The organism is Methanosarcina baltica (assembly GCF_055394095.1).
On sequence record NZ_AP042463.1, the window covers coordinates 1,565,341 to 1,587,284 of the forward strand.

At 46.2% G+C, this 21,944-nt stretch carries 15 protein-coding genes; 8 read left to right on the forward strand and 7 right to left on the reverse strand.

Annotated elements, in window-relative coordinates:
• Positions 1 to 35: 35 nt before the first annotated feature.
• On the forward strand, positions 36 to 1,838 hold the full coding sequence (locus ACZ5QV_RS06840) for a YgiQ family radical SAM protein (RefSeq protein ID WP_464602052.1): 1,803 nt from the start codon (positions 36 to 38) through the stop codon (positions 1,836 to 1,838).
• Between the two features lie 93 nt (positions 1,839 to 1,931).
• Here the strand turns inward: ACZ5QV_RS06840 and ACZ5QV_RS06845 are convergent, their stop codons facing one another.
• From ACZ5QV_RS06845 to ACZ5QV_RS06855, 3 genes are all read right to left on the reverse strand, one after another.
• Entirely contained in the window at positions 1,932 to 2,192 is a 261-nt protein-coding gene (locus tag ACZ5QV_RS06845; protein WP_464601808.1) for a hypothetical protein, read from the reverse strand.
• A gap of 646 nt (positions 2,193 to 2,838) precedes the next feature.
• Entirely contained in the window at positions 2,839 to 3,963 is a 1,125-nt protein-coding gene (locus tag ACZ5QV_RS06850; protein WP_464602053.1) for a (Fe-S)-binding protein, read from the reverse strand.
• Positions 3,964 to 3,992: 29 nt separating this feature from the next.
• On the reverse strand, positions 3,993 to 5,375 hold the full coding sequence (locus ACZ5QV_RS06855) for an FAD-binding oxidoreductase (RefSeq protein ID WP_464601809.1): 1,383 nt from the start codon (positions 5,373 to 5,375) through the stop codon (positions 3,993 to 3,995).
• 532 nt (positions 5,376 to 5,907) lie between these two features.
• On the opposite strand from ACZ5QV_RS06855, the gene arcS reads away from it, so the two are divergent.
• Positions 5,908 to 7,887, forward strand: a complete 1,980-nt coding sequence (gene arcS / locus ACZ5QV_RS06860) for an archaeosine synthase subunit alpha (RefSeq protein WP_464601810.1) — start codon at positions 5,908 to 5,910, stop codon at positions 7,885 to 7,887.
• 81 nt (positions 7,888 to 7,968) lie between these two features.
• Positions 7,969 to 8,511: a ribosomal protein S18-alanine N-acetyltransferase gene (rimI, locus tag ACZ5QV_RS06865; RefSeq protein WP_464601811.1), complete on the forward strand. Its 543-nt coding sequence runs from the start codon at positions 7,969 to 7,971 to the stop codon at positions 8,509 to 8,511.
• On the opposite strand, the gene ACZ5QV_RS06870 is transcribed toward rimI, so the two are convergent.
• The 3 genes from ACZ5QV_RS06870 to ACZ5QV_RS06880 all read right to left on the reverse strand — a co-directional run bounded on the left by ACZ5QV_RS06870 (position 8,495) and on the right by ACZ5QV_RS06880 (position 11,621).
• Entirely contained in the window at positions 8,495 to 8,773 is a 279-nt protein-coding gene (locus ACZ5QV_RS06870; protein ID WP_464601812.1) for a UPF0058 family protein, read from the reverse strand. The two genes, rimI and ACZ5QV_RS06870, sit on opposite strands and share 17 nt — an antisense overlap.
• Before the next feature lie 423 nt (positions 8,774 to 9,196).
• Positions 9,197 to 10,825 (reverse strand): DNA primase DnaG, encoded by a 1,629-nt coding sequence (dnaG, locus tag ACZ5QV_RS06875; protein WP_464601813.1) that lies wholly within the window; start codon positions 10,823 to 10,825, stop codon positions 9,197 to 9,199.
• A gap of 481 nt (positions 10,826 to 11,306) precedes the next feature.
• Entirely contained in the window at positions 11,307 to 11,621 is a 315-nt protein-coding gene (locus ACZ5QV_RS06880; RefSeq protein ID WP_464601814.1) for a hypothetical protein, read from the reverse strand.
• Between the two features lie 957 nt (positions 11,622 to 12,578).
• Here ACZ5QV_RS06880 and ACZ5QV_RS06885 point away from each other — a divergent pair.
• From ACZ5QV_RS06885 to iscB, 3 genes are all read left to right on the forward strand, one after another.
• Positions 12,579 to 13,958 carry an FAD-dependent oxidoreductase gene (locus tag ACZ5QV_RS06885; RefSeq protein WP_464601815.1) on the forward strand — a complete coding sequence of 460 codons (1,380 nt, stop codon included), beginning with the start codon at positions 12,579 to 12,581 and terminating at the stop codon, positions 13,956 to 13,958.
• A gap of 88 nt (positions 13,959 to 14,046) precedes the next feature.
• Positions 14,047 to 15,072 (forward strand): RNA 3'-terminal phosphate cyclase, encoded by a 1,026-nt coding sequence (gene rtcA / locus ACZ5QV_RS06890; protein ID WP_464601816.1) that lies wholly within the window; start codon positions 14,047 to 14,049, stop codon positions 15,070 to 15,072.
• Between the two features lie 285 nt (positions 15,073 to 15,357).
• The gene (iscB, locus tag ACZ5QV_RS06895) at positions 15,358 to 16,593 is read left to right on the forward strand and encodes an RNA-guided endonuclease IscB (RefSeq protein WP_464601817.1); all 1,236 of its coding nucleotides are present in this window, start codon (positions 15,358 to 15,360) and stop codon (positions 16,591 to 16,593) included.
• 127 nt (positions 16,594 to 16,720) lie between these two features.
• On the opposite strand, the gene ACZ5QV_RS06900 is transcribed toward iscB, so the two are convergent.
• Positions 16,721 to 17,338, reverse strand: coding sequence for an RNA 2'-phosphotransferase (locus ACZ5QV_RS06900; RefSeq protein WP_464601818.1), 618 nt, complete (start codon positions 17,336 to 17,338; stop codon positions 16,721 to 16,723).
• Positions 17,339 to 17,890: 552 nt separating this feature from the next.
• Between ACZ5QV_RS06900 and ACZ5QV_RS06905 the strand changes: the two genes are divergently transcribed.
• A complete protein-coding gene (locus ACZ5QV_RS06905; protein ID WP_464601819.1) occupies positions 17,891 to 19,345 on the forward strand; it encodes an OB-fold nucleic acid binding domain-containing protein in 1,455 nt (484 codons plus the stop codon).
• A 269-nt stretch (positions 19,346 to 19,614) separates the two neighbouring features.
• Positions 19,615 to 21,387, forward strand: coding sequence for an IS1634 family transposase (locus ACZ5QV_RS06910; protein WP_464600267.1), 1,773 nt, complete (start codon positions 19,615 to 19,617; stop codon positions 21,385 to 21,387).
• Positions 21,388 to 21,944 lie beyond the last annotated feature (557 nt).

Consider the following 21,944-nt stretch of genomic DNA (forward strand, 5'->3'; position numbering starts at 1 on the left):
GTCCTGCCTGGATCCCAGCCTCAAAATTCCTGCCCATGAGCCTGGAGGACGCAAAAGCCCGGGGCTGGGAAGAGTTTGACATTATCCTGGTAAGCGGAGACGCCTACGTGGACCAATCCAGCTTTGGGACCGCGATTATCGGCAGGGTCCTGGAAGACGCGGGCTTCAGGGTCGGAATCATTACTCAGCCCCGCTGGGACTCTCCTGAGGACTTCAAGAAACTGGGGCAGCCAAAACTCTTTTTTTCCGTAAGCGCGGGCAACACGGACTCCATGGTCAGTAACCTGACCGCGGGCCTGAAACCCAGAGAAAAGGATGTCTACTCCCCGGGAGGAAAAACGGGCCTCCGCCCCAACAGAACGGCCATCATCTACTCAAACCGAATAAAAGAAGCCTACCCGGATGCCTCCATAGTGCTCGGGGGAATCGAAGCCTCCCTGCGGCGTTTTGCCCACTACGACTATCTCTCGAATAAGGTAAGGCAATCCATCCTGGCCGATGCCCCTGCCTCTCTCCTGGTCTACGGTATGGGAGAACTCCAGATTGTAGAAATCGCGAAACGGCTGCAGGCCGGGGAAGATATCAGGGAACTCCGGGAAATCCCGGGCACGGCCTGGAAAATGGAGGTTAAGGAATGGAAGATAAAAAAGGCTGAAAACGACCCCTTCATCGAAGATGTCGTGGAAATCCCCTCCTTTTCCGAGGTCTCCGCCGACAAAACAGCCTTTGCAAAAGCCTTCCGCATGTACTTTATGGAGCAGAACCCGGTCACTGGAAAAGCCGTGGTCCAGCCCCACCCGAAAACCGTAATCGTGCAGAACCGGCCAATGCAGCCCCTGAACACAGAGGAACTCGACCATGTTTACGAACTTCCATTCACGGGTGAGACTCACCCCTCTTACAGGGAAGCCGTGCCTGCCCTGGAGATGGTAAAGTTCTCCCTGACCACACACAGAGGCTGCTTCGGAGGCTGCTCTTTCTGTTCCATCACCCAGCACCAGGGCCGCATGATAGCGAGCCGAAGTCTGGAGTCGGTCCTCAGGGAGGCCGAAAAACTCACGGAAAAACCGGACTTTCGGGGCATCATCAACGGGGTCGGCGGCCCCACGGCCAATATGTACGGCATGGAATGCAAGACCTGGGAGAAAAAAGGGGCCTGCCTTGACAAATCCTGCCTCCACCCCGGAGTCTGCAAAAGCCTGGATACAAGCCATAAAAAACTGCTCGAACTCCTCCGTGAGCTCCGCGACCTGCCCGGAGTCAAAAAAGTCTTTACGGGCTACGGGGTCCGCTACGACCTGGCCCTCAAAGACGAAGAGTATCTGGAAGAACTCTGCGAACATCACATCAGCGGACAGCTCAGGATCGCGCCCGAACATTTCTCAAAAGAGGTTACGGCCACAATGCACAAACCGGGAAGGGAAGTCTACGAGACTTTCTGTGAAAAGTTCAAAGTGCTCAACAAAAAGTTTGGGAAGAAACAGTACATAGTAAACTACCTCATGTCCAGCCACCCGGGCTGTACCCTCAAAGACATGATAGAGATGGCCGAATACATGCGCGACTGCGGTGGTTACACCGAACAGGTGCAGGACTTTACCCCGACTCCCATGACGGTTTCAACCTGCATGTATTACACGGGCCTTGACCCCTTCACCGGAAAGCCGGTCTTTGTCGCCCATGGAAAGAAAGAAAAAGCAATGCAGCGAGCCCTCATGCATTACAAGAGCCCCGCAAACTACGAACTTGTGTATGAGGCCCTGGAAAAAGCAGACAGGCTTGACCTTGTGGGAAACGCCTGGAACTGTTTGATAAGGAGAAAAAGAGGATTACAATGAGCTTGAATTTCCGGAGCACCATACCCAAACTTCAAAGAATTGTGAGAAGTTTCGGATATATGCTGCCCCGGGAGCTTAAACTTTATTTTTGCTTCAGGCCCCGTGACAATCTATCACGAAATCGTGCAATTTTCCACTCACTGCCCCGCAAGAAGCATAAAAGGGTTTTTCATTGACCTTAATAGTCAGATTCTTTTCTCCATCCCAGTTAAAGTGAGCTTTAACCCCGTGTCCTTCAATATCTCCGGAATTTCCAGATGGAATTTTCATTCCATAACCTTCAAGTTTTTTCTTCATACAGTTAAATACGGCCGGGGTTACATTATGGAAAGTAACCGCTTCACATCCACCCATATTTTTATCCCTCCTTATTCTTTATCTCAGACAGCAGAAGACTCCTCCCTCAACAGTTCCGACTTTGGAGGAACTGGCAGGTGGGAGATGAATGCGTCGAGACTAAGGCCCCCATTTTTTGTTTAACAGGGGACCTTAATGTTGTTTGACAGTGACCTTATGTTCTGTCCCCCTTTGCAGGTGTGGGTACACATCGCCACTGTTATACTGGCTTGTTAATGACCTGAACACTTCCCCTACCTCTCAGGGATGTTTAATCCAAATAGAAATCTCCGAGAACGTGTGGATTATCCTCGAATATCATGACCAGTATAACGAAAGGCTATTCAACTAGGGCTTACCGAAGCAAGCCACTTACTCTAAAATATTAGCCTAAAGGCTAAGATTTTAGGTAGGGGTAGTTGACATATTCTTAGATTTAGATGTTTAGCTTTGTAACCAATTAAATTTAATTAAAAAGCTCATTACATCAAACTGCAAAGTCCTGAATAAGACCTTTCAGGACATACACCAAACATATACAAAATAAGAAAGAAGCAGGTAGTATAAAAAAATTATGGAAATATCCGGATAATTTAAGCTCGAGGGGTCAAAAAACGGAGATGGTAAAAACCATCCCGAAATAAAAAAAACCAAACCGTTAAATTTACTCCAGGGCCAGGGCCACAAGCTCGATCAAATCGAGAACTTCAATATCCCCACCTGCGTCTCTGAGGTTTCGCACGCAGAGCGGGCAGGAAGTGACCAGGTAGTCCACGTCCTCGGGCAGGTCCTCAAGCCTCTTTTTCGCAAGGTCCAGGGAGATTTCGGGATAGCCTATCCTGACTCCGCCCCCACCCCCGCAGCAGCGGGAGTTTTCCCGGATGTTTTTCATTTCTTTGAGTTCGCAGATGGCCTGGATGACTTTGCGCGGCTCGTCATAGATCTTGTTGAGCCGACCCAGGTGGCAGGGGTCGTGATAGCTCACGGTCAGGTCAAGCTTTTTCAGATGAAGTTCCTCAAGGTGCTCGGCCAGGAATTCCGGGACGCTTATTACCCTGAACTCGTCCGGGTAGTCATTTTTGAGGGTAGTGTAGCAGCCGGCACAGCCTGTAATAATTGTGTGAGCTCCGGTTTTCCGAACCGCTTCAAGGTTATGCTCCATGAGCTTTTCGGCACTCTCCAGAAAACCTGTCCTCAGGAGAGGAGAGGCACAGCACTGCTCGTCCTCCAGAAGGGTTACTCCAAATTTTTTGAGGACCTCAAAGGTCTTTTTCGCAAACTCGGGATAGCGGTAGGAGTCAAAGCAGCCCACGAAATAAACATAGTCAGCCTTTTCAGGAATATCGGCACGTTCGGCTTCGGAAAGCCAGTGCAACCTGTCCTTTGTTTCCCCGAAGGAGTTTCCGAATTCCGTAAGGGTGGCGTTAAGTTTTGCCTGGCCCTCACCCACGATGCCCTGTTTCACAAGTTCGGCCCGGGCGGCTTCCACGACTTTAGGGGGGTTTGCCCCGGCAGGGCATTTTTCGGCACAGATCCCGCAGGTCGTGCAGGTGGAAAGGCTTGAGAGAACATCGGAATCAGGAACCCGGCCTTCAAGCAGGCTCTTGATAATAAGCATACGGCCCCTGGTGTTGGCCGATTCCCAGCCCACTGCCTCAAAAACCGGACAGACCGAACGGCAGGTCCCACACTGCACACATTTGTAAACAGACCGGGGGTCCACATTAAATGGCTGGGGCTGGTTTTTGCCCTGTTCTTCAATATTGTTAACTGTTTTTACCTGCTTCATTTCCTTTTTTTTACCGTTTTCCATGGTTATCACAACCCCATTTTCCCGGGATTCAAAATCCCTTTCGGGTCGAGAGCTTTCTTTATCGCGCGCATGACATCAAGAGCCGGGCCCCACTGGAGCTCCATATACTGACCCCTGGCCGCACCCACGCCGTGTTCGGAGCTTACGGTCCCGCCAAGTTCAATTGCCGTCCTGTGGATTTTGTCGGCCGCTCCATTCAGACGAGTCCATTCATCCTCGTTCAGGACATCAATGAAAAGCGCTACATGGAGGTTTCCGTCCCCGATGTGCCCGTATTTCATGGCCGGGAGGTCAAATTCCTCGGAGATTTCCTGCACCTTTTCAAGGAGTTTCGGGATTTGCTTCATGGGGACCCCGACATCTTCTCCAACGTAGATCCGGCTCTTGGTTGGATCAAGGCGAGAAACTGCGGCTCCGACAAGTTTCCTGGCCGCCCAGATGTCAGCCATTTCTTTTTCACTTTCCGCGAGCTTGATTGTGAGGGCAAGCCCGGAACAGACTTCTATTACCTGTTCTGCGGCTTCCTGAGCCGAATTCTCCGTCCCGTCCACCTCAAAAAGGATGACGTCTCCTTCTACAGGAAGCACAAGGTTCGGATCGTAGCGTTTCAGGACCTTGAGGGAAACCCGGTCCAGGATCTCGCAGGCCGAGGGGACTACCCCGCTCGAAAAAGTCTTGACGACCGCCTTTCCCGCAAGTTCGGCACTTTCAAAGGCTGCAATGACCAGTTTCCGGATTTTGGGGAGAGGGGCTATTTTCAGGCTCGCTTTTGTGATGATCCCGAGAGTGCCTTCCGAACCTATCATAAGCTGGGTCAGGTCATAGCCTGCCGCAGACTTGAGCATCCTGGAACCGGTATGGATGACCTTTCCGTCCGCAAGCACGACTTCCATGTCCCGGACGTAGTTCCTGGTGGTCCCGTACTTAACACAGCGCATTCCGCTTGCATTGTAGGCAATCATGCCTCCGATTGTACACATTGCGGAACTTGCCGGATTGGGGGGGAAAAAGAAACCCAGAGGCTTCAAAGCTTCGTTAAGTTTGTCCTGAATGACCCCGGGCTCCACCACTACCTGGATGTTGTCAATATCAAGTTCGACTATCCGGTTCATCCCTGACATGTCAAGGACGATTCCCCCCTTAACAGGCACGGCTCCACCCGCAAGCCCGGTCCCTGCACCCCTTACGGTCACCGGGATTTCACGGTCATAGGCCAGCCTGACAATCCGGCTGACCTCTTCGGTATTAAGGGGACGCAGCACATAATCAGGCAGACCCCTGACCTGAGAAGCATCAGAAGAGTAACAGTAAAGTTCCGAAGGAGAGACGGAAACACGTTTCCCCACGATCTCTCGAAGTTCATCAATTACGGCGGCATTTACGGTCATTATAAACCTCAATGAAAAATTAAGAGTTTTCCAGGATATATAATATTACAAGAGTATTATAAGATCATCTTACCTCAGCAGGAGACCCCTTCCTCAAAAACCTGAGCCGTTAGGCGAAGGCTTTAGGTGGGGGTAGTTGACTATCAGAGTGTTGTAATAATACCGTAATAATATAAATAATATGTTATAAAATGTATTTTAAGATAATAAAAAGACGTCCTTATCGATTATTATTATCAGGTATTGTTATCAGGTGCCCGAAAGAACACCCTGATCTGCCTGAAACCCGGCAAACTATATGAAAAGAAACTCTTAAAAACATATTTTTTAAAAATGTTCATTACTAAAAATTAATCTCCACACAAAACAAAATTTAGAGACATTATTTCTGAAATATTCAAGCAATTAATAATATATAAGATATACTCCTCCTCATCAGCAGGCAACACTCCCCTAAAGACCAGGCTCGTCAAAATCCCACAGAAAAGAACAGGGCAAGGCTTTAATCGGGACAGGCATATGAGGAAGAGTAATGACACGGTACTTTGAGGTAGAACAAAGAGACGGAGCCGCCAGAGTAGGGAAACTTCTTTTATCCCCGGAAATCCGGACACCCTGCATACTGCACACGGCCGAACTGGGCAAACTTGATGAGCTGGAAAGCACGGAGAAGACTTTTCCCATTGTGGATGCAGGCAGCCTCTGGACGGAGGCCCCGGAAGTCCTGAAAGCAAAACTCAGGCAGGTCCGGGAAAAGGCCGGCGAAAAGACCCTTATAATCCTTCCCCACCAGGCGTATCCCCCGGCAACCCCTGAGGATTCGAGGGGAAAAACCCGACTTCCTGAAACGGAACTTGCGGGGGCCGTGGGGGCGGTCCTTCGGCCGGGAGCGGAAGAAATCCCAAAAAGTGACCTTTACATAATGGAAGGAGCGGGAAGCCTGGAAAACAACGCCCGGAAATTTCTGGAAGACCTGCTCGACCTGAAAGCCCGTATCCCCCCGGATACCGCTCTCTATACCCCGAACCTGGCCCTTCCGGAAAACGCAGCCATGCTTATCTACCTCGGGGTCGATGTCCTGGACGACACCCGGACGGAGCTGGCGGCCTATTCCGATATTTACCTCACGGCTGCGGGCAGCTTTTACCTTGATGCCCTGCAGGAGTTTCCCTGCCGCTGCTGCGCCTGTGCGCCCATGACTCCCGAAAAGGCAAAAGCCCTCCCGAAGCATGAACGTGCAGAACTGCTTGCGGCCCATAACAAAAACGCCCTGGAAGCCGAACTGGCCCTTGCCAGGGAAAAAATCAGGGCCGGAAATCTCAGGGAATATGTGGAAGGGCAGTGCAGAACCAGGCCCTGGCTTACGGCCCTCCTGAGGCTTGCGGATTTCGAACAGGGTTACCTCGAAGAAAAGACTACGACGTACCGGAAGAACACGCTTATAGCAAATACCTCCGAGTCCCTTACAAGAGTCGAGGTCAGGAGATTTGCCCAAAGGGTACAGGAAAGGTATACTCCGCCTGAGCTTGACATCCTCCTGCTTTTGCCCTGTGCCGCAAAAAAGCCCTATTCCATTTCCCAGTCCCACCAGAAATTCATCCATGCGCTTGGCAAGTACAAGAAATACGTTCACGAAGTTATCATCACCTCTCCCCTGGGAATCGTACCCAGAGAACTCGAACTGACCTACCCTGCGGCCCACTATGACGTGGCCGTTACAGGACACTGGGATGAGGAAGAGAAAAACTGGGTCTCGGGTTGCCTTGAAAACTACCTTGAAAAACACAGCTACGGAGCAGTCGTGGCCCACCTAGAAGGAGCATACAGAGAAGTCTGTGAGCGGGCCGCAGAAAAACTCGGGATCGAGGTCATCTATACTTCCACCGGGAGCCCGACTTCCAGAGAATCCCTTTCAACCCTGAAAACGGCTGTTGAAACCCTCTGTACTTCCGAAGGTCAGGTCTGGAAAAGCCGGAATGTGGAAAAGGCAAAATACGACTTTGTAAAGGGTATTTTAGCCTATCAATTCGGGGAAGTTTCAGAGCTCCTTTTCGAGGAAGGGGAGGAGAAAACCCTAGAGATCCCGGAAAATGCAGAAAATACTGAAAAAACCGATAAAATAGAAAACGTAGAGAAAGCGGAAAACGCAAAGAAAATAGAGAACAAGAACCTTAACGTAAAGGGCCGCTTCCCGAAATATCATCTTTTTTCAAAGAAAACACAGCTTGCGACCCTGGTCCCGCAGTACGGGACACTCGCCCTGAGCCTGGAAGGGGTGGAGCTGATGGTATCAGGGGGAAAATACCTGGTAAAGATTGATGATTTTCTCCCGAAAGGTTCCATCCTTGCCCCGGGAGTGATTGCGGCTGACCCCGAAATCAGGCCAAACGACGAAGTGATTGTGCTCGGGAAAAAGGCCCTCTGTGTGGGAAGAGCCCTTATGAGCGGACCGGAAATGGAAAAAGCCACCAGAGGGGCGGCCGTATCCCTGAGGCATGTTAAAAAACTTTGAAGGAGATGAGGCGTTTTAGCCCTTAACTATATAAAGCCTTTTCAAAGAAGTAATTAAAAAGTAGGTACATATAGTATAAGCATGGCAGAACCCAGGATAAGGCACTTTTCACCGGAAGACTTTCAGGAAATCGTGGAAATTGAAATGGAGGCTTTCTCGGAACACAACCCCCTCCTCTATATGAATTTCTATGAATCCGTAGGGGATGGGTTTCTTGTTGCTGAAGAAAGTGAAAAAGTTGTGGGTTTTGTGGTAGGATACCGTTCCGCGGAAAACGAGGGACATATTTTTTCCCTTGGAGTGAAGGAAAAATACAGGGGATTGGGGATTGGGACTTCTCTGGTCTATGCCATATGTGATATGTTCGCCGCAAACGGGCTCAGATATGCAAGGCTGGAAGTGAGGGTGAGCAATGAAAAGGCCCAAAAACTGTACCGCTCCATAGGCTTTATACCCTGCTGGACCGAAAAAAAATATTATATTGATGGGGAAGACGGACTGGTTATGAAAATGCATCTACACCCGTACCGTCTTTTAATATCAAAAAAAAGATATTTGGAAGAGTATGTTCATAAAGATAGAATGATCCCTTCCTTTCCGGGCCGATTCAGTTATGGCCCATAAGCTTGAAGACGGAATTCATATTTTCACGCATCTGGGGGGATGTGTCTTCAAAGAGGGGTTTTTCCCTGGACATCAGGTGTGCGAGCTCTCCGCCAAGAATGAAGATAGCACGTTTATGGTCGGCTTTGCTCCGATGGATGTGCACAGGGCTTATGGATAAAGCCTTGTATTCATCGAAGTCGTCTACCACTCCATGTTTTTCGAAATACCTCTTCATCTGGGCCATATATGTGTGCAGTTGTATGAGTTCTTCCTTGTGCATAGCGAACAGACCTACAATTTTACAAGATCAATAAAATATTAGCCAGACTCCAATAAAAGAATTGCCCGTGGAAGCTGGTTTCCTTGTTAAAGTATAAAGAGTTTGTCATATATTGTTTATAATAAATCGTGACTAATTTGAGCAATCAGTGTGAAGTTATCTGAAATAGTGTGAAAATATGATAAATCGTGGTGTTACACCTTAATCAATGCAAAAATCTGCAAAATAATAAAAGGATAGTGCAAGCACGTACCAACATTTTCATTAAATAAGAAATGAATAAAAAAGAAGAGAAGCCCAGAAAACCAACGTGTATCCGACTTTTACATGGCCCCTCAATTAAAAATTTAAAAGATAGAAAGTAATGAAAAATTTAAAACAGTTTACGGGCACAAAAAATAAAAAAGTTGAAGCCAGTAAAGCTCAGAGCATGCTGGCAGTCAACACTTCAAGGCTGATGGGGATTTTGGTAAGGTTACCGATTTTGACCCCAACAAGTTTTTTAATATCATTGCTTGAGGCAATATCAACCAGCCTCTGGGTAATTACCCCATCAAAGACCACACTGTCCACGTTATCCCTGTAAGTTTTGAGTTTGCTGGCAAGGTCACGGACCGCAATTTCCTCTAAAATTTTGTCTTCCGGGTCCAGAATCCTGGCACTGAGAGTCCCTTTCAGGGCTTCGGCATGGGGCTTGAACCTGGCACTTTCAGGAGAAACGGGCCTTTCAGAAAAAACTGATCTTTCAGAAGAAACGGGTCTTTCAGAAGAAACGGGTCTTTCGGAAGAAACGGGCCTTTCAGAAAAAACGGGTCTTTCAGAAGAAAACGGCCTTTTAAGAGCTGGTTTTACGGCCTCTTCAAAAGCAGGCTTCCGGCCTGGGGTTTTCTCCGCAGGTGGGTGAACTCGACGGGCGGCTCTGACAGGGACGATTGCAGCGGGGCGCTTAACCTCAACCCTGGGCTTCAAAGGAACCTTTACGGAGATCTGATCTTCGACAGCCTCCTGAACAGGAGCGGAGACTTCCTCTGCTTCCAGCCCGACTCCGAGTTTCTTGGGCAGGCGGTGGACCTTTATCCTTTTATGAAACTTCTTCTCCACAGCCCTAGGGACGATCCCCACTCCAGCCCCGGCCTCGACCCTGACCTCAGGAGAAGAAACCCTCAAATTCTTGCGGCTGGAGACACGTTCCACGGGAGCTATTTTGGACCCTTCGGCTTCCCTTATCCCGTACTTTTCAATGATCTGTTCCACCGGAATCTTCCGACGAAGCGCCCGGATGATTTCTTTCTGGACGAGGTCCTCCACACATTTCCCGTCCGGGGCCCTGGACACATAGTCAATGTCCGCGACCTGCAGGAGTTCCCGGATAATGAGTTCTCCTCCCCGGTCCCCGTCTGTAAAGGCGGTAACGGTTTTCTTCTTTGTAAGTTCAGCGACCTCAGGGGGAACGTTGGTCCCACCAACACAGATGGTGTTCTTTATGCCGTAGCGGAGAAGGGTCAGTATATCGGCCCTGCCCTCCACGATTATCATGGCATCCGAGTTTATGACACTGGGCCCACAGGGAATTCTGGACTTACCGTAGTAAGTCATCTCGTCAATTCGAACCGACTGTCGGACCTCCTCGGCCAGTTCCTGAGACTCGGGCACGGAGTCATCAAACATCTTGGTGAAGATAAGCTTGGCCCGCTCAATGATTCTTTTACGCTTTACGGCCCTTACGTCCTCGATCTGGAAGACCTCAATTTTAGCCGTGCAGGGCCCAACTCTGTCGATGGTTTCAAGAGATGCCGCAAGAATGGAAGTCTCAACCTTGTCCAGGCTGGACGGGACAAAGATGTTCCCCCTGGTTTTGCCCCCTTTGGCGGTCACCATAACTTCAATTCTGCCGATTCTGCCTGTTTTTTGCAGATCGCGCAGGTCTAGATCTGCCCCAAGCAACCCCTCGGTCTGCCCGAAAATGGCCCCGACTATGTCAGGCCTTTCAATGACCCCATCAGCATTAATTTTAGAACGAATGATGTATTTTGTTGTATCCGTATTTTGCATGTGAATACTCCTTGAATTCATTGTGGATAATTATTGTAAAGTTCCGAAATTACCGGAAAAGTTTCATAATAACCTGCTTCCGGCTTATAGTAAAAGCCCATCAGGAATGGTCCATCAGAAATTATAGTCTTCTCTACGAAGATCCGTACAACTCAAGCCATGCAAAAATAGTAGAAATCAATCATCCTCAACAGACAGGAAACTCACATATGGACTTTTGGGAGACACCGAAAACCAAACATCTTTTCAAGACGATGTCTTTATGGCGACAGATTTCCTGTCCTCCACTAGCGGTATGTACATGTTCGAAAGCCCGGTCAGCTTTCACAAAGTTATTGATTGAAACCAATTTATTCCGCCTTTCAGCCGGATTCAGGCCTATAACAGGAAGGCTCAACTTAAAGTAGAGATATATTCGACTCTTTCCAGCCCGGTAAACAGAAAGTACGCCTGCAACAGGTACTTTCCCATCCGTAACTGCTCAGTCCACAGCAAAGTCTCCGATGCCTGCTGCAATGGTATCAACTATAGTGGTATCGATTATAGTGTTATCGACTATAGTGGTATCGATTATAGTGTTATCGACTATAGTGGTATCGACTATAGTGGTATCAACTACAATGGTGTCGATTGCACTTAAACCAGCAGCCTGACAGTTTAAACCTGTCCAGGTTGAAACATCTGCCTGATCAGGATAACCTGTGATCAGGATGGAACTACTTGGACTGCAGCGTTTCACGGATTTAATGCGCTTGCCTGAGAGAATACTATCTACTATCTCAATGAACCCTGCCAAAGACTCTGACCAGTTTATTCAGAGTCACTAAAGCAGTTGAGTGCTAAATCATTCAACCAAATCATTCAATGTTGATACCAAACTTTCCAAAAAGCCCTGAAGGGGGTATTTTCAGAAGATAGGAATCTGCCGGAGCTTCCATACCCAGTAAATACTAAAAGTCCTTTAATTTATGCGATAAACCTGTAAATAATCACATGGATGATAGGTAAATTAAAACAGGCACCAACTGGCCTGCCTTTTCTACTACTTTAGGTGACTTTTTTAGGTGATTTTTAAATTTATAGTTACATTGAATAACGTGTTGAAACCACGTGCTGTGAATTTGTTATAAAGATTTCTAATAGATTTGCATTAGCTTGCTTTTCTTTTAAAGCTGTGTTTGTTTAATCTTTAAAGATCTTTAAGGATCCTGTAGGTGTGAATTGATGATACTATAATTCGTGATGGATTCATGATGTGAGCTGACAAAACAACCTTTTCCGCCTTTAGAAATTCTGGCGCTTCTCAGAGGTCTGTTTGTCAAAGAGTTTAAGATCATAAGGATAAGGATTACAGGATTTAAGAACTTTGTGGTTATCTGAAAAGCCCCGGGTTTCAAAATTACCCCGGATTCCAAGAACCCACGGGACAGCCCAACTTTCAAAAAACAGCCGTATCCCGGATCCAAAAAGCCCGGAGACAGCAGATGAGAAAGGGAGAAAACAGAACAAATCAAATTGCATGCGGTCACCCCACCCTAAAAAAGCTGTCCGACAATTCAATATCAGAGCAAAAACAGGTAAAAAAAGGAATATAAAGCCTTTAAATCGAAAAAGAAGGATTTCAGATATTACGGACAATAATTGTTGGACAGGGATATTATTGACAGTAATTGTCAGACAGCCTGTGAACTCACGGGTATTCACCTACCCCTGCACCCAACTGTAATAAGCCCGAAACCCAATAGTGAAAAGTATGGACTCCGCTTCAAAAAAAGTAGTTATTATAGGAGGAGGGGCCGCCGGAATGGCTGCAGCCACCAGAATCCGGCGCCACAGCTCCTTCGAAGTAACGGTGATCTCAAGAGATTCCCACACCGCTTACAGTCACTGCGGTATTCCCTTTGTCTTCGGGGGAGAAATAGAAAGTTTTGAAAAACTGGTGGTCAGACCCCCCGAATTTTTCAGGCGAATGGGAATAGAGGTGGTCCTGAATACGGAAGTCCGGGAAATCGACCTGGCTTCAAATACCGTCCGGGCCGGGGGCAGGACGTATCCCTTTGATAAGCTGATAATCACAACCGGAAGTGCCCCTTTCATTCCGGAAACCGGAGACAAAAACGTGGTCCCTTATGGAATATTCACCCTCCGGAGCCTCGAAGACGGGATGAGAATAGAAAAGGCCCTCGAAAAAGCCAAATCCCTTTGCGTCATTGGCGGGGGGACTATCGGAGTGGAATGCGCCGTTGCCGCAGCAAAGCGAGGGGTCGAAACCCTGCTTGTAAGCAGAAGTGAAAATATCCTTTCCTGGCAGCTTGACAGCGACATGGCCGAAATTGTCAGGCAGCAGCTTGAAGCCCAGGGAATAGGGGTAATAACGGGAGAAAACGTAATTTTCCCGGCCGATTTCCGGAAGGAAAAGGCCCTGTATATAGGGAAAAACAAAGAAATGAGTTTTCCCGTGGACCTTGTGCTTCTGGCAAGCGGGGCAAAACCCGAAACCGCTCTTGCCAGGGACGCGGGCCTCGAAATCGGAAAGTCCGGGGGAATAGTCGTCAACGAGTACATGCAGGTGAGAGCCGGAAATATTTTTCTCCCCGATGTGTATGCGGGAGGGGAATGCGCGGAAATCAGGGATTTCATAACCGGGGAAGCAAAGATAAGCCAATTAGGCAGCACCGCGCGCCGGATGGCCGATGTCCTTGCGGACAACATCTGCGGAAAAGAGGGGCCTGTGTTGACCTTCGGACCCGTGCTTGACCCCTGGGTAGCCGTTGCGGCAGACCTGCAGTTCGGGGGGGTAGGACTTACCGAAAGGCAGGCAAAAAAACACAGGATAAAACTTATTACGGGACAGTCGATAGGGTCCACCCGGGCCTCCTACTATCCGGGAAAAAAGAAAGTTTTTATAAAACTCCTCTTTCAGGGAGAATACCTGGAAGGAGCACAGGTTGTGGGAGGAGAGGGAGTAAAAGAGAGAATCGATGCCCTTTCCCTTGCAATCAGAAAAAGGAGCACGGTCCGGGAACTCCTGGAACTGGAAACCTGCTATGCTCCTCCCGTATCATCTTTAATGGATCCGCTCTACCACGCCATAAGGTCCGCGTTTAAAAAGATGAAAGGAAAATTACGATGATAGAGATCGAAAAATTACGATGATAAAGATCGAAAAATCACAATGATAGAGATCGAGAAATTACGATGATAGAGATCAGGAAAGCACGATGATAGAGATCGACGGAAGCTACGGGGAAGGGGGAGGACAGGTTGTCAGGACTGCTGTGGCCCTTTCCGCCGTCACCGGGAAAGCGGTGAAGCTTAAGAATATAAGGAAGAACCGGCCCAACCCAGGGCTGAAGGCCCAGCACCTCAGGTTCCTTGAAACCGCAGCCAGGATTTGCAACGCCCGGGTCTCAGGCCTGGCTCTGGGTTCCACTGAACTTTCCTTTTTTCCAGTGGAAATCGAGGGCAAAGACTATAGGATTGATATAGGGACCGCAGGCAGCATTTCCCTCCTGCTCCAGGGCCTTATGCCTGCCCTGCCCTTTGCAAAAGAAGAGGTGAAACTTAGAGTCAGGGGAGGCACAGACGTGGCCTGGTCTCCAAGCATCGATTACCTGCAGCATGTAACCCTGAAAGCTCTCCGGAAAATGGGCTACGTCTGCAAGCTTGAACTGCACGAACGCGGCTATTACCCAAAAGGGGGAGGAGAGGTAAAAGCTTCTTTCAAACCCTGCAAACTGCGGGGCTTTCACTTCCAAAAGGAAGACGAAAATAAAAAAGAAGAAACCGTCCAGGGATTATCCCATTCCTCAAAACTGCCCACTTACGTGGCCGAAAGGCAGGCTGAGGCTGCAAAGACCCGGCTCCTGGAAGCAGGCTTTGCTTCGAAAATCAAAAGCGAAAGCTCAAACTATTTTTCAACGGGCAGCGGGATTAGCCTCTGGACAGGTTTTTTCGGGGGGAGCTCCCTCGGAAAACCCGGACTTCCGGCAGAGAAAGTGGGTAGAAAAGCTGCAGAGGAGATCCTCCCGGAAATCACATCGGATGCCTCCGTGGACATCCACCTGGCCGACCAGCTCATCCCCTACATGGCCCTTGCGGGGGACAGCTCTTATACGGTGAGGGAACTTTCTCTTCACACAAAGACCAATATGTGGGTCACGGAACAGTTCCTTGACGTGGAGTTTAGAGTCAAAAAAACAGAAAGTGGCTTTGAAGTTTCAGTGGAGTCAACTACCCCCACCTAAAACCTTCGCCTAACGGCTCAGGTTTTTGAGGAAGGGGCTTGTTTCGGCAAGTCCCTGGTTGACCAGATCACCAGTAAGGAGCTTTGTAATACTGGCAGCCGATACGAAAGAATATTATAGTTACCCTGGAATGCCGCCTCAGTTTCAGGCTCTAAGGATGCTGGTTAAACAGTCCTGAGAGGTAAGGACAGTGCTTGCATCATACAAACCTTTCAGTATCAGATCGAGAGGAAGTCGGATTTGGTGGGTTGACTCCATAGCCCCCAATACGCATAACTCCAAAAAATGGAGGTAAACTCTATACTAGTTTACATTAAAAACCAGAACGGAAAACCACTAATGCCCTGTAAACCCTCAAAGGCCAGAAAACTTTTGAGGAAAGGTAAAGCAAAGGTTTTGAGAACTACACCATTTACGATTAAACTGCTTTTCGGAAGTAGTGGGTACACTCAGCCCGTGATAGCAGGCATAGACTCAGGCTCGAAAGTTGTTGGCTGTGCTGCTATTGCTAACGGAAAGGTAGTGTACCAATCAGAAATTCAGTTAAGACAGGATGTTTCTAAAAAGATGGATCAACGGAGGATGTACCGGAGGACCCGAAGAGGTCGGAAAACAAGGTACAGGCCTGCAAGGTTCAATAACAGAGCAGCTTCGAGGAAAGAAGGAAGGCTAGCCCCTTCAATCAGGAGTAAGCTGGAGTCCCATATCAGAGAAAAAAACTTTGTGGAATCCATCTTACCGGTTACAAAATGGAAGGTCGAAACGGCTTCCTTTGACATTCACAAAATAACGAATCCGGAAGTTTCAGGTATTGAGTATCAGGAAGGTCCACTGAAGGATGCCTACAACGCCAGGGCTTTCGTACTGGATCGGGACGGGTACACATGCCAGCACTGCAAAGGTAAATCAAAGGATAAGCATTTGCAGTGTCACCACATAATTTTCAGGACAAATGGAGGCCCCGATACTCCAGAGAACCTTATTACTTTATGCAAAACCTGTCACCAGGCCCTCCATGCAGGAGAGTTTGAGTTAAAGAAAAGGAGCTCAAAAACCAAACATGCAACCCACATGGGTATTATCAAAAGCCAGCTTAAAAAGTCAGATTGGGAGTTTGAGGAAAATTTTGGTTTTGAGACCAAGTTTAAGATAGAACAGTTTTTAAAACTTCCAAAAACCCACTATAATGATGCTGTTGCTATCTGCTGCGAGGATGGGCAAACGGTAAAGTTGGATAATACGGTTTACTACAAAAAACACATCCCTGAAGGCGATTACCAGCAAACAAGGGGTAAGCGATCAGAGAAAAAAATCCCTACTGGAAAAGTGTTTGGCCTTAGGAAGTTCGATCTTGTAATAACAGAAAAAGGGACCGGTTTTATCAGGGGCAAAAGATCAACTGGATATTTCACGTTGTGTGATATTTTCGGTAACATGATAACTACAAGTGTCAATATTAAGAAAAACTGCATTAGATTAAGAGCAAGCAGTACAACTTTAATTCAGGCTGTGAATGTTTGAACGCATTCCTCCCCCACCTGCCAGTTTCGCCAAAGCCGGAACTGTCGAGGAAGGGGGCTCCTGCTGCCTGAGCCAAAAAAGGATGAGAGCCTTTAAGTTCGAAAAAATAAATAATTTAAAAAAAAGTTCAGAGTTGCAGAAGGTACTCAGGCGGGACCTTTTCCGCGAGCACGATATAGTCGTTTACATGCATGAGGGGAAGTCCTTCTTTCTTTACACCTATGGCATCGATTTTCAGGATGATCGGGTTGTCTGTGTGGACTGAGGCCACCTCATTTGCCTTTTCAAAAGATGTGCTCAGGTGTACGTAACGCTGCCTGACCGGATTGATCCCGTTTTCGAGCAGCATGTCAACCTCTTCGGGGCTTGCCCCGTAGTAAACATATGGCAGGTCGCTTTCCTCGTAGTCCAGGTTTACATTAACGGAATGCCCGTAGCGAGCCCTGATCCTTAACCTGTCCAGCTCGTATCTCCCTTTTTCGTCGGATTCCACAAGAGCATAAAGGTGTTCCTTTCGAAGCCACCTGTACCTTTTTATCAAAAGGTCACAGAAATCGTTAAGATCCACCCAGCCGCAGGGATCTATTTTCACCCCGGCCGAATCGGGGAAATGCCTGAGGGTGCCCGAAACAAAACGCCCGAGTTTTTCCTCCCGGGAATCATCCAGCACATACCTGCCCGGACTTTTGCACTGCGGGCAGACTCCACCCCTAAAGTAGCCGTGCTCCTTGCATTTCCGAATCATGTTATCCACTACATATGAAAGCTTACTATAAATATGCTATGAAAAGTTTTAACAAACTAGAAGGAAGGAGTCTTCTGCTGTCTGAGATAAAAAGCATGGAAAGTACATTCGCCATGTTTGAAAGGAACTGTATATTGTTGATCCACATTCAGAAAAACATGAACATGATAATTATTATATCTTCTATCCGATATCAGACCGGACCCGGGTCTTCCTCCTCCGGTAATCTTTAGTATTACGGCCTTCATATTAACTGAAAATAGCTTCAATTGTAATTTAATTCAATTGTAAGGGTAAATAACTTATTAAAAATAAGATTGATGATACAATAATTGACTATCTTAAATCATCCATGCAGACTTTTGAAAATTGACCCACTTATTAAACATTTATCGCTTAATTAAGCCTCACTGATTTATCCATCTCTTCATACATACCGCACGGAAAAACCGATAGTACTTTTCCGCGCTTAAAATATTCGTTATTCGTATTAGAATTCGTATTAGAATTCGTATTAGATATTTCATATTACAACATTTCGAAGGGAGTATCATGACAGACATTGACGCAATCTATGAAAAACTGAGCAGTATCATCAGCAAAGAGGATTTCCTGGAACGCCTTCAGCAGAAGGTGGAAAGTATGGGAGGACTCTGTGACGAAACAATGGCCGCAATGATGGTCGCAAGCGAGCTGGGAGTCTCTTATGAAAACCGGCAGCCCCTGAAAATCAAAGATATCACGGCCGAGAGCGGAAACGTCAGCTTTGTTGCAAAAGTCGTCACCGTTTTCGATATAAGAGAATTTACCCGAAATGATGGGACCACAGGAAGGGTCGGAAACCTTATTGTGGGAGACGAGACCGGGAAAATCCGCCTGACCCTCTGGGACAACATGGCTGACCACATAAAGGAGGGGAGAGCCCAGCCCGGGCAGAATATCCAGGTCAGTGGGTTTGTCAAACAGGGCTATTCCGGGATCGAGGTCCATATAGGAAACAACGGAGTCCTGACCGAAAGCCTGGAAGAAGTTGAGCTTACAACGGAAAGCCAGAAGATAGCTGATATAAAAGATGGTATGGGAGACCTGAACATTAAGGGGAAGGTCCTTGAACTCTCAGACGTCCGGACGTTCCAGCGAAAAGACGGGACCGAAGGAAAGGTCGGAAACCTGCTCCTCGGAGATGAAACAGGCAATATCAGGGTAACCCTCTGGGACGAGAAAACCGATTTCCTGAACGAATCGGATTATGGAGACACGGTTGAGGTCATAAACGGCTACTCCCGGGAAAACGCTTTCAGCCAGAAGGTGGAGCTTCAGATAGGAAACCAGGGAATGATAAAAAAAAGCGAAAGTGAAATCGAGTACAAAGAGACCTTTACCCCAATTGCGGATATCACGGCCAGCCTGGATAATGCCAATATCTCAGGGCGAGTGCTCGATATTTCAGAGGTCCGTACCTTTGAAAAGAAAGACGGGAGCCCGGGCAGGGTCGGAAACCTCCTGGTAGGAGACGAGACCGGGAAGATCAGAGTAACCCTCTGGGACGAGAAAAGCGATTTTCTGGCAGAGACCGATTTTGACGAAACCATCGAGGTCATACACGCCTACGCCCGGGAAAACAACTACAACCAGCAGGTCGAATTGAACCTCGGGGCCCGCGGGATGATCCGAAAAAGTGAGAAGGCCGTCGAGTATAAGGAACAGTTTACCCCCATTTCCAGCATCATCCCCGGAGAAAGCTACTCCGTCCGGGGAAAAGTATCAGACCTGGGAGAACTCAGGGAATTCGAAAAGGAAGACGGGACAGGAAACGTGGTTGCTAACCTTGAAATAGAAGACGGGACAGGAAAAATCCGCGTGACTCTCTGGGGAGAACAAGCCTATGTGATAGAGGAACTGGACATTGATTCCGAAATCCAGATCATAGACGCCTACTCCAAATACGGCCTTAACGAAGAAATAGAACTGAGTGTGGGAAACAGGAGCAGAGTACTTATTCTCTAATTTCCCCTTATTTTCCTGTTTTTCTTTTTATACTCACTCAGTTTTAAAATTCTGAATTTTTGCATCAAAATGCAAGGCAATACCCCAATATAATTCTGAAAATCAAACTTGTATCAATATACCTGCGTCGTTTGAAGTTCTCCTCGTATTTCGACCCCACCCTTCAATAAAACATAATTTCTTTTTTAAATAAGTATTTTGAGCTCCCCTTCATAACAATTTATTAAATAAGAAACGATTTTTATAAAACGTGATTGATATATATTCACATGATGAATAAATCACTTCCACTTCTTAATAAAATACAAGCGATATCTTCTATGGAAGTGGACTACAACTGTAATAACATTTCAAAACACTTGAATGCAAATGAATTTCCACAGACAAAAACGACCCCATTTACAGTTATGGCCTCCAAAAATTATTTGGATAAAATGAATTTTGAATCCATTATCAATGACAATATTCGATGGGATCAAGATCAGTGGAGAATTTCTCCAGGAACACTTGCATTGAGTATAGTGTTAACTCCTTTTTTTCGAACAGATAAACGATATCCTTTGTGCAGTGTCGAAGAAATTGTTGAATTCATGGATTCTAAACTCGTTTTTGGTAAGGAATATCCCAATTTTTACTTCAATGATGATTGTTTAGGCTTGCTGTTGGATCGAATTCACGAAGCAGGGTGTTCTAGCCTTTTCAGCATGATTGTATTGCAAACTTTTGTAAAATTCAAAATTCCTTTTGATAATGTATTTCATGCGGATACTACTTCCCACGTTTGCTATGGGGATTATAAGGCATGTGAACAGGAAAATTATGAAGGCCTGAAAGTCACTTACGGCCATAGCAAAGCTCATCGTTCTGATAAAAAACAAATAATGAGTGGTATGATCACAGATTCTTCAGGATTTCCTCTTTATACAGAAGCACTTGATGGAAATACTGCTGACATTGTTTGGATCCCAAATGCAATACGCAATTTTAGAAAATTCTTTGGTAAAATGTGTGATGAATCAATATTCATAGCAGATTGTAAGCTGATCAGTAAAAACAATTTTAAAATTCTTTATGATAAAACAAATCCAATCACTTTTATTTCCAGGTGTCCAGAAAAATTCAGTGCAAGACTTGCAGAAAAGACAATAAATGAAGCTTATTCTCAGAATAAATGGAAATACATAGGGGCCTGCTGTGAAGATGAAGAATCAAAAAGAGCAATGGAGTATGAAGCACAGAGTTTTAATAAAATTGCTCATGAAAAAGAGTGTCGTGTGATTGTTTATAGGGACATCGGTGACAATGAAAAGATAGTTTATGAGATTAAAAAACAAAGGGAAATAATTGAAGCAGATATAAAGAAGAATTTTAAAGACCCTTATTCCTGTGAACCAGATGCACAGAAAGAAATTGATGAGTTCATTAAAAAATATAAAAACTCATTATTCAATATCAAATTCGAAATCCAGGAAGAAACAATTATAAAAAGACCAAGGGGAAGGCCATCAAAGAGTCAAGAAATATTTGAAATCATCAGTAAATTCCATGTAAAACTCAAAAGCCTTGAACAAAACAAAGAAAAAGTGGAAAAACGCAAGCGATCATTGGAAACGGTAGTACTGATTACAAATGTTCTACCCAAAACAAAAAATGATAAAAAAATCTTTCAGTTATATAAAGGTCAATATGTCGTTGAGACTAATTTTGAAGAATTGAAAAAACCTTCTATGTTTTACAGTATATTTCTGAAAAAACCAGAGCGTATTGAAGCATTGCTGATGCTGCTGCATGTTTCCTTGTTAGTAAGGGTACTTATGAGGATTATTGCAAGAAATAATTTGAAAACCGAAAAAGACCCTCTTCGTATCGATTTTGGCAGGAATATCCTGAAAAATCCTACCGCTGAAAAATTATTGAGGTTACTTTCCTTTCATAATGTTATCACTATGGGTGGGAAACATATAGTTTTTGCAAAAAACGGTAAAGTCGATCACTTGCAAAAGTTGCTACGGCTATTGGGATTGAATCTTGAACCTGGATGATCTTATTAAATCAAAAGGGATAAAAGGTTAAACCTAAGTAAACTTGTAGCGGTAGCTATACGTTTTTTGCTGACAATTTGGTTAATGAAGGACGAAAATATAACTATTTTGATAAGTTGAACTACTGGATTAACCAGAAAGTATGGTTATTGGATCAATATTAAGTGGAAAAATCAAGGGTGGGTCGAAATGTAAGTTCTCCATTCAAAATCAATGGCAAAAGAGCTTTCAACCACGGAACACACGGAAACCGGCCTGATGGCCGGTGAGTATGCCGGGACTTTAAATAATCGATTCAAAATCGACTGTGGACAAAAAACCAGAGCAACCTTAAATGGCGTCTTCCTGCATTTTTTTCCGTGCTTTTCCGTGACTTTCCGTGGTTTGAATGCACACACCAAATGCTTCCACCAACAAAAATACAATTCTGAATTTTTGCATCAAAATACAAGGCAACACCCCAACATAATTCTGAAAACCAAACCTGTATGAGTATATTTCCTTTTATTTCCCTTTTTTTTCCTTGTTTTTACCTTCATTCTAAATGTAATAATAAA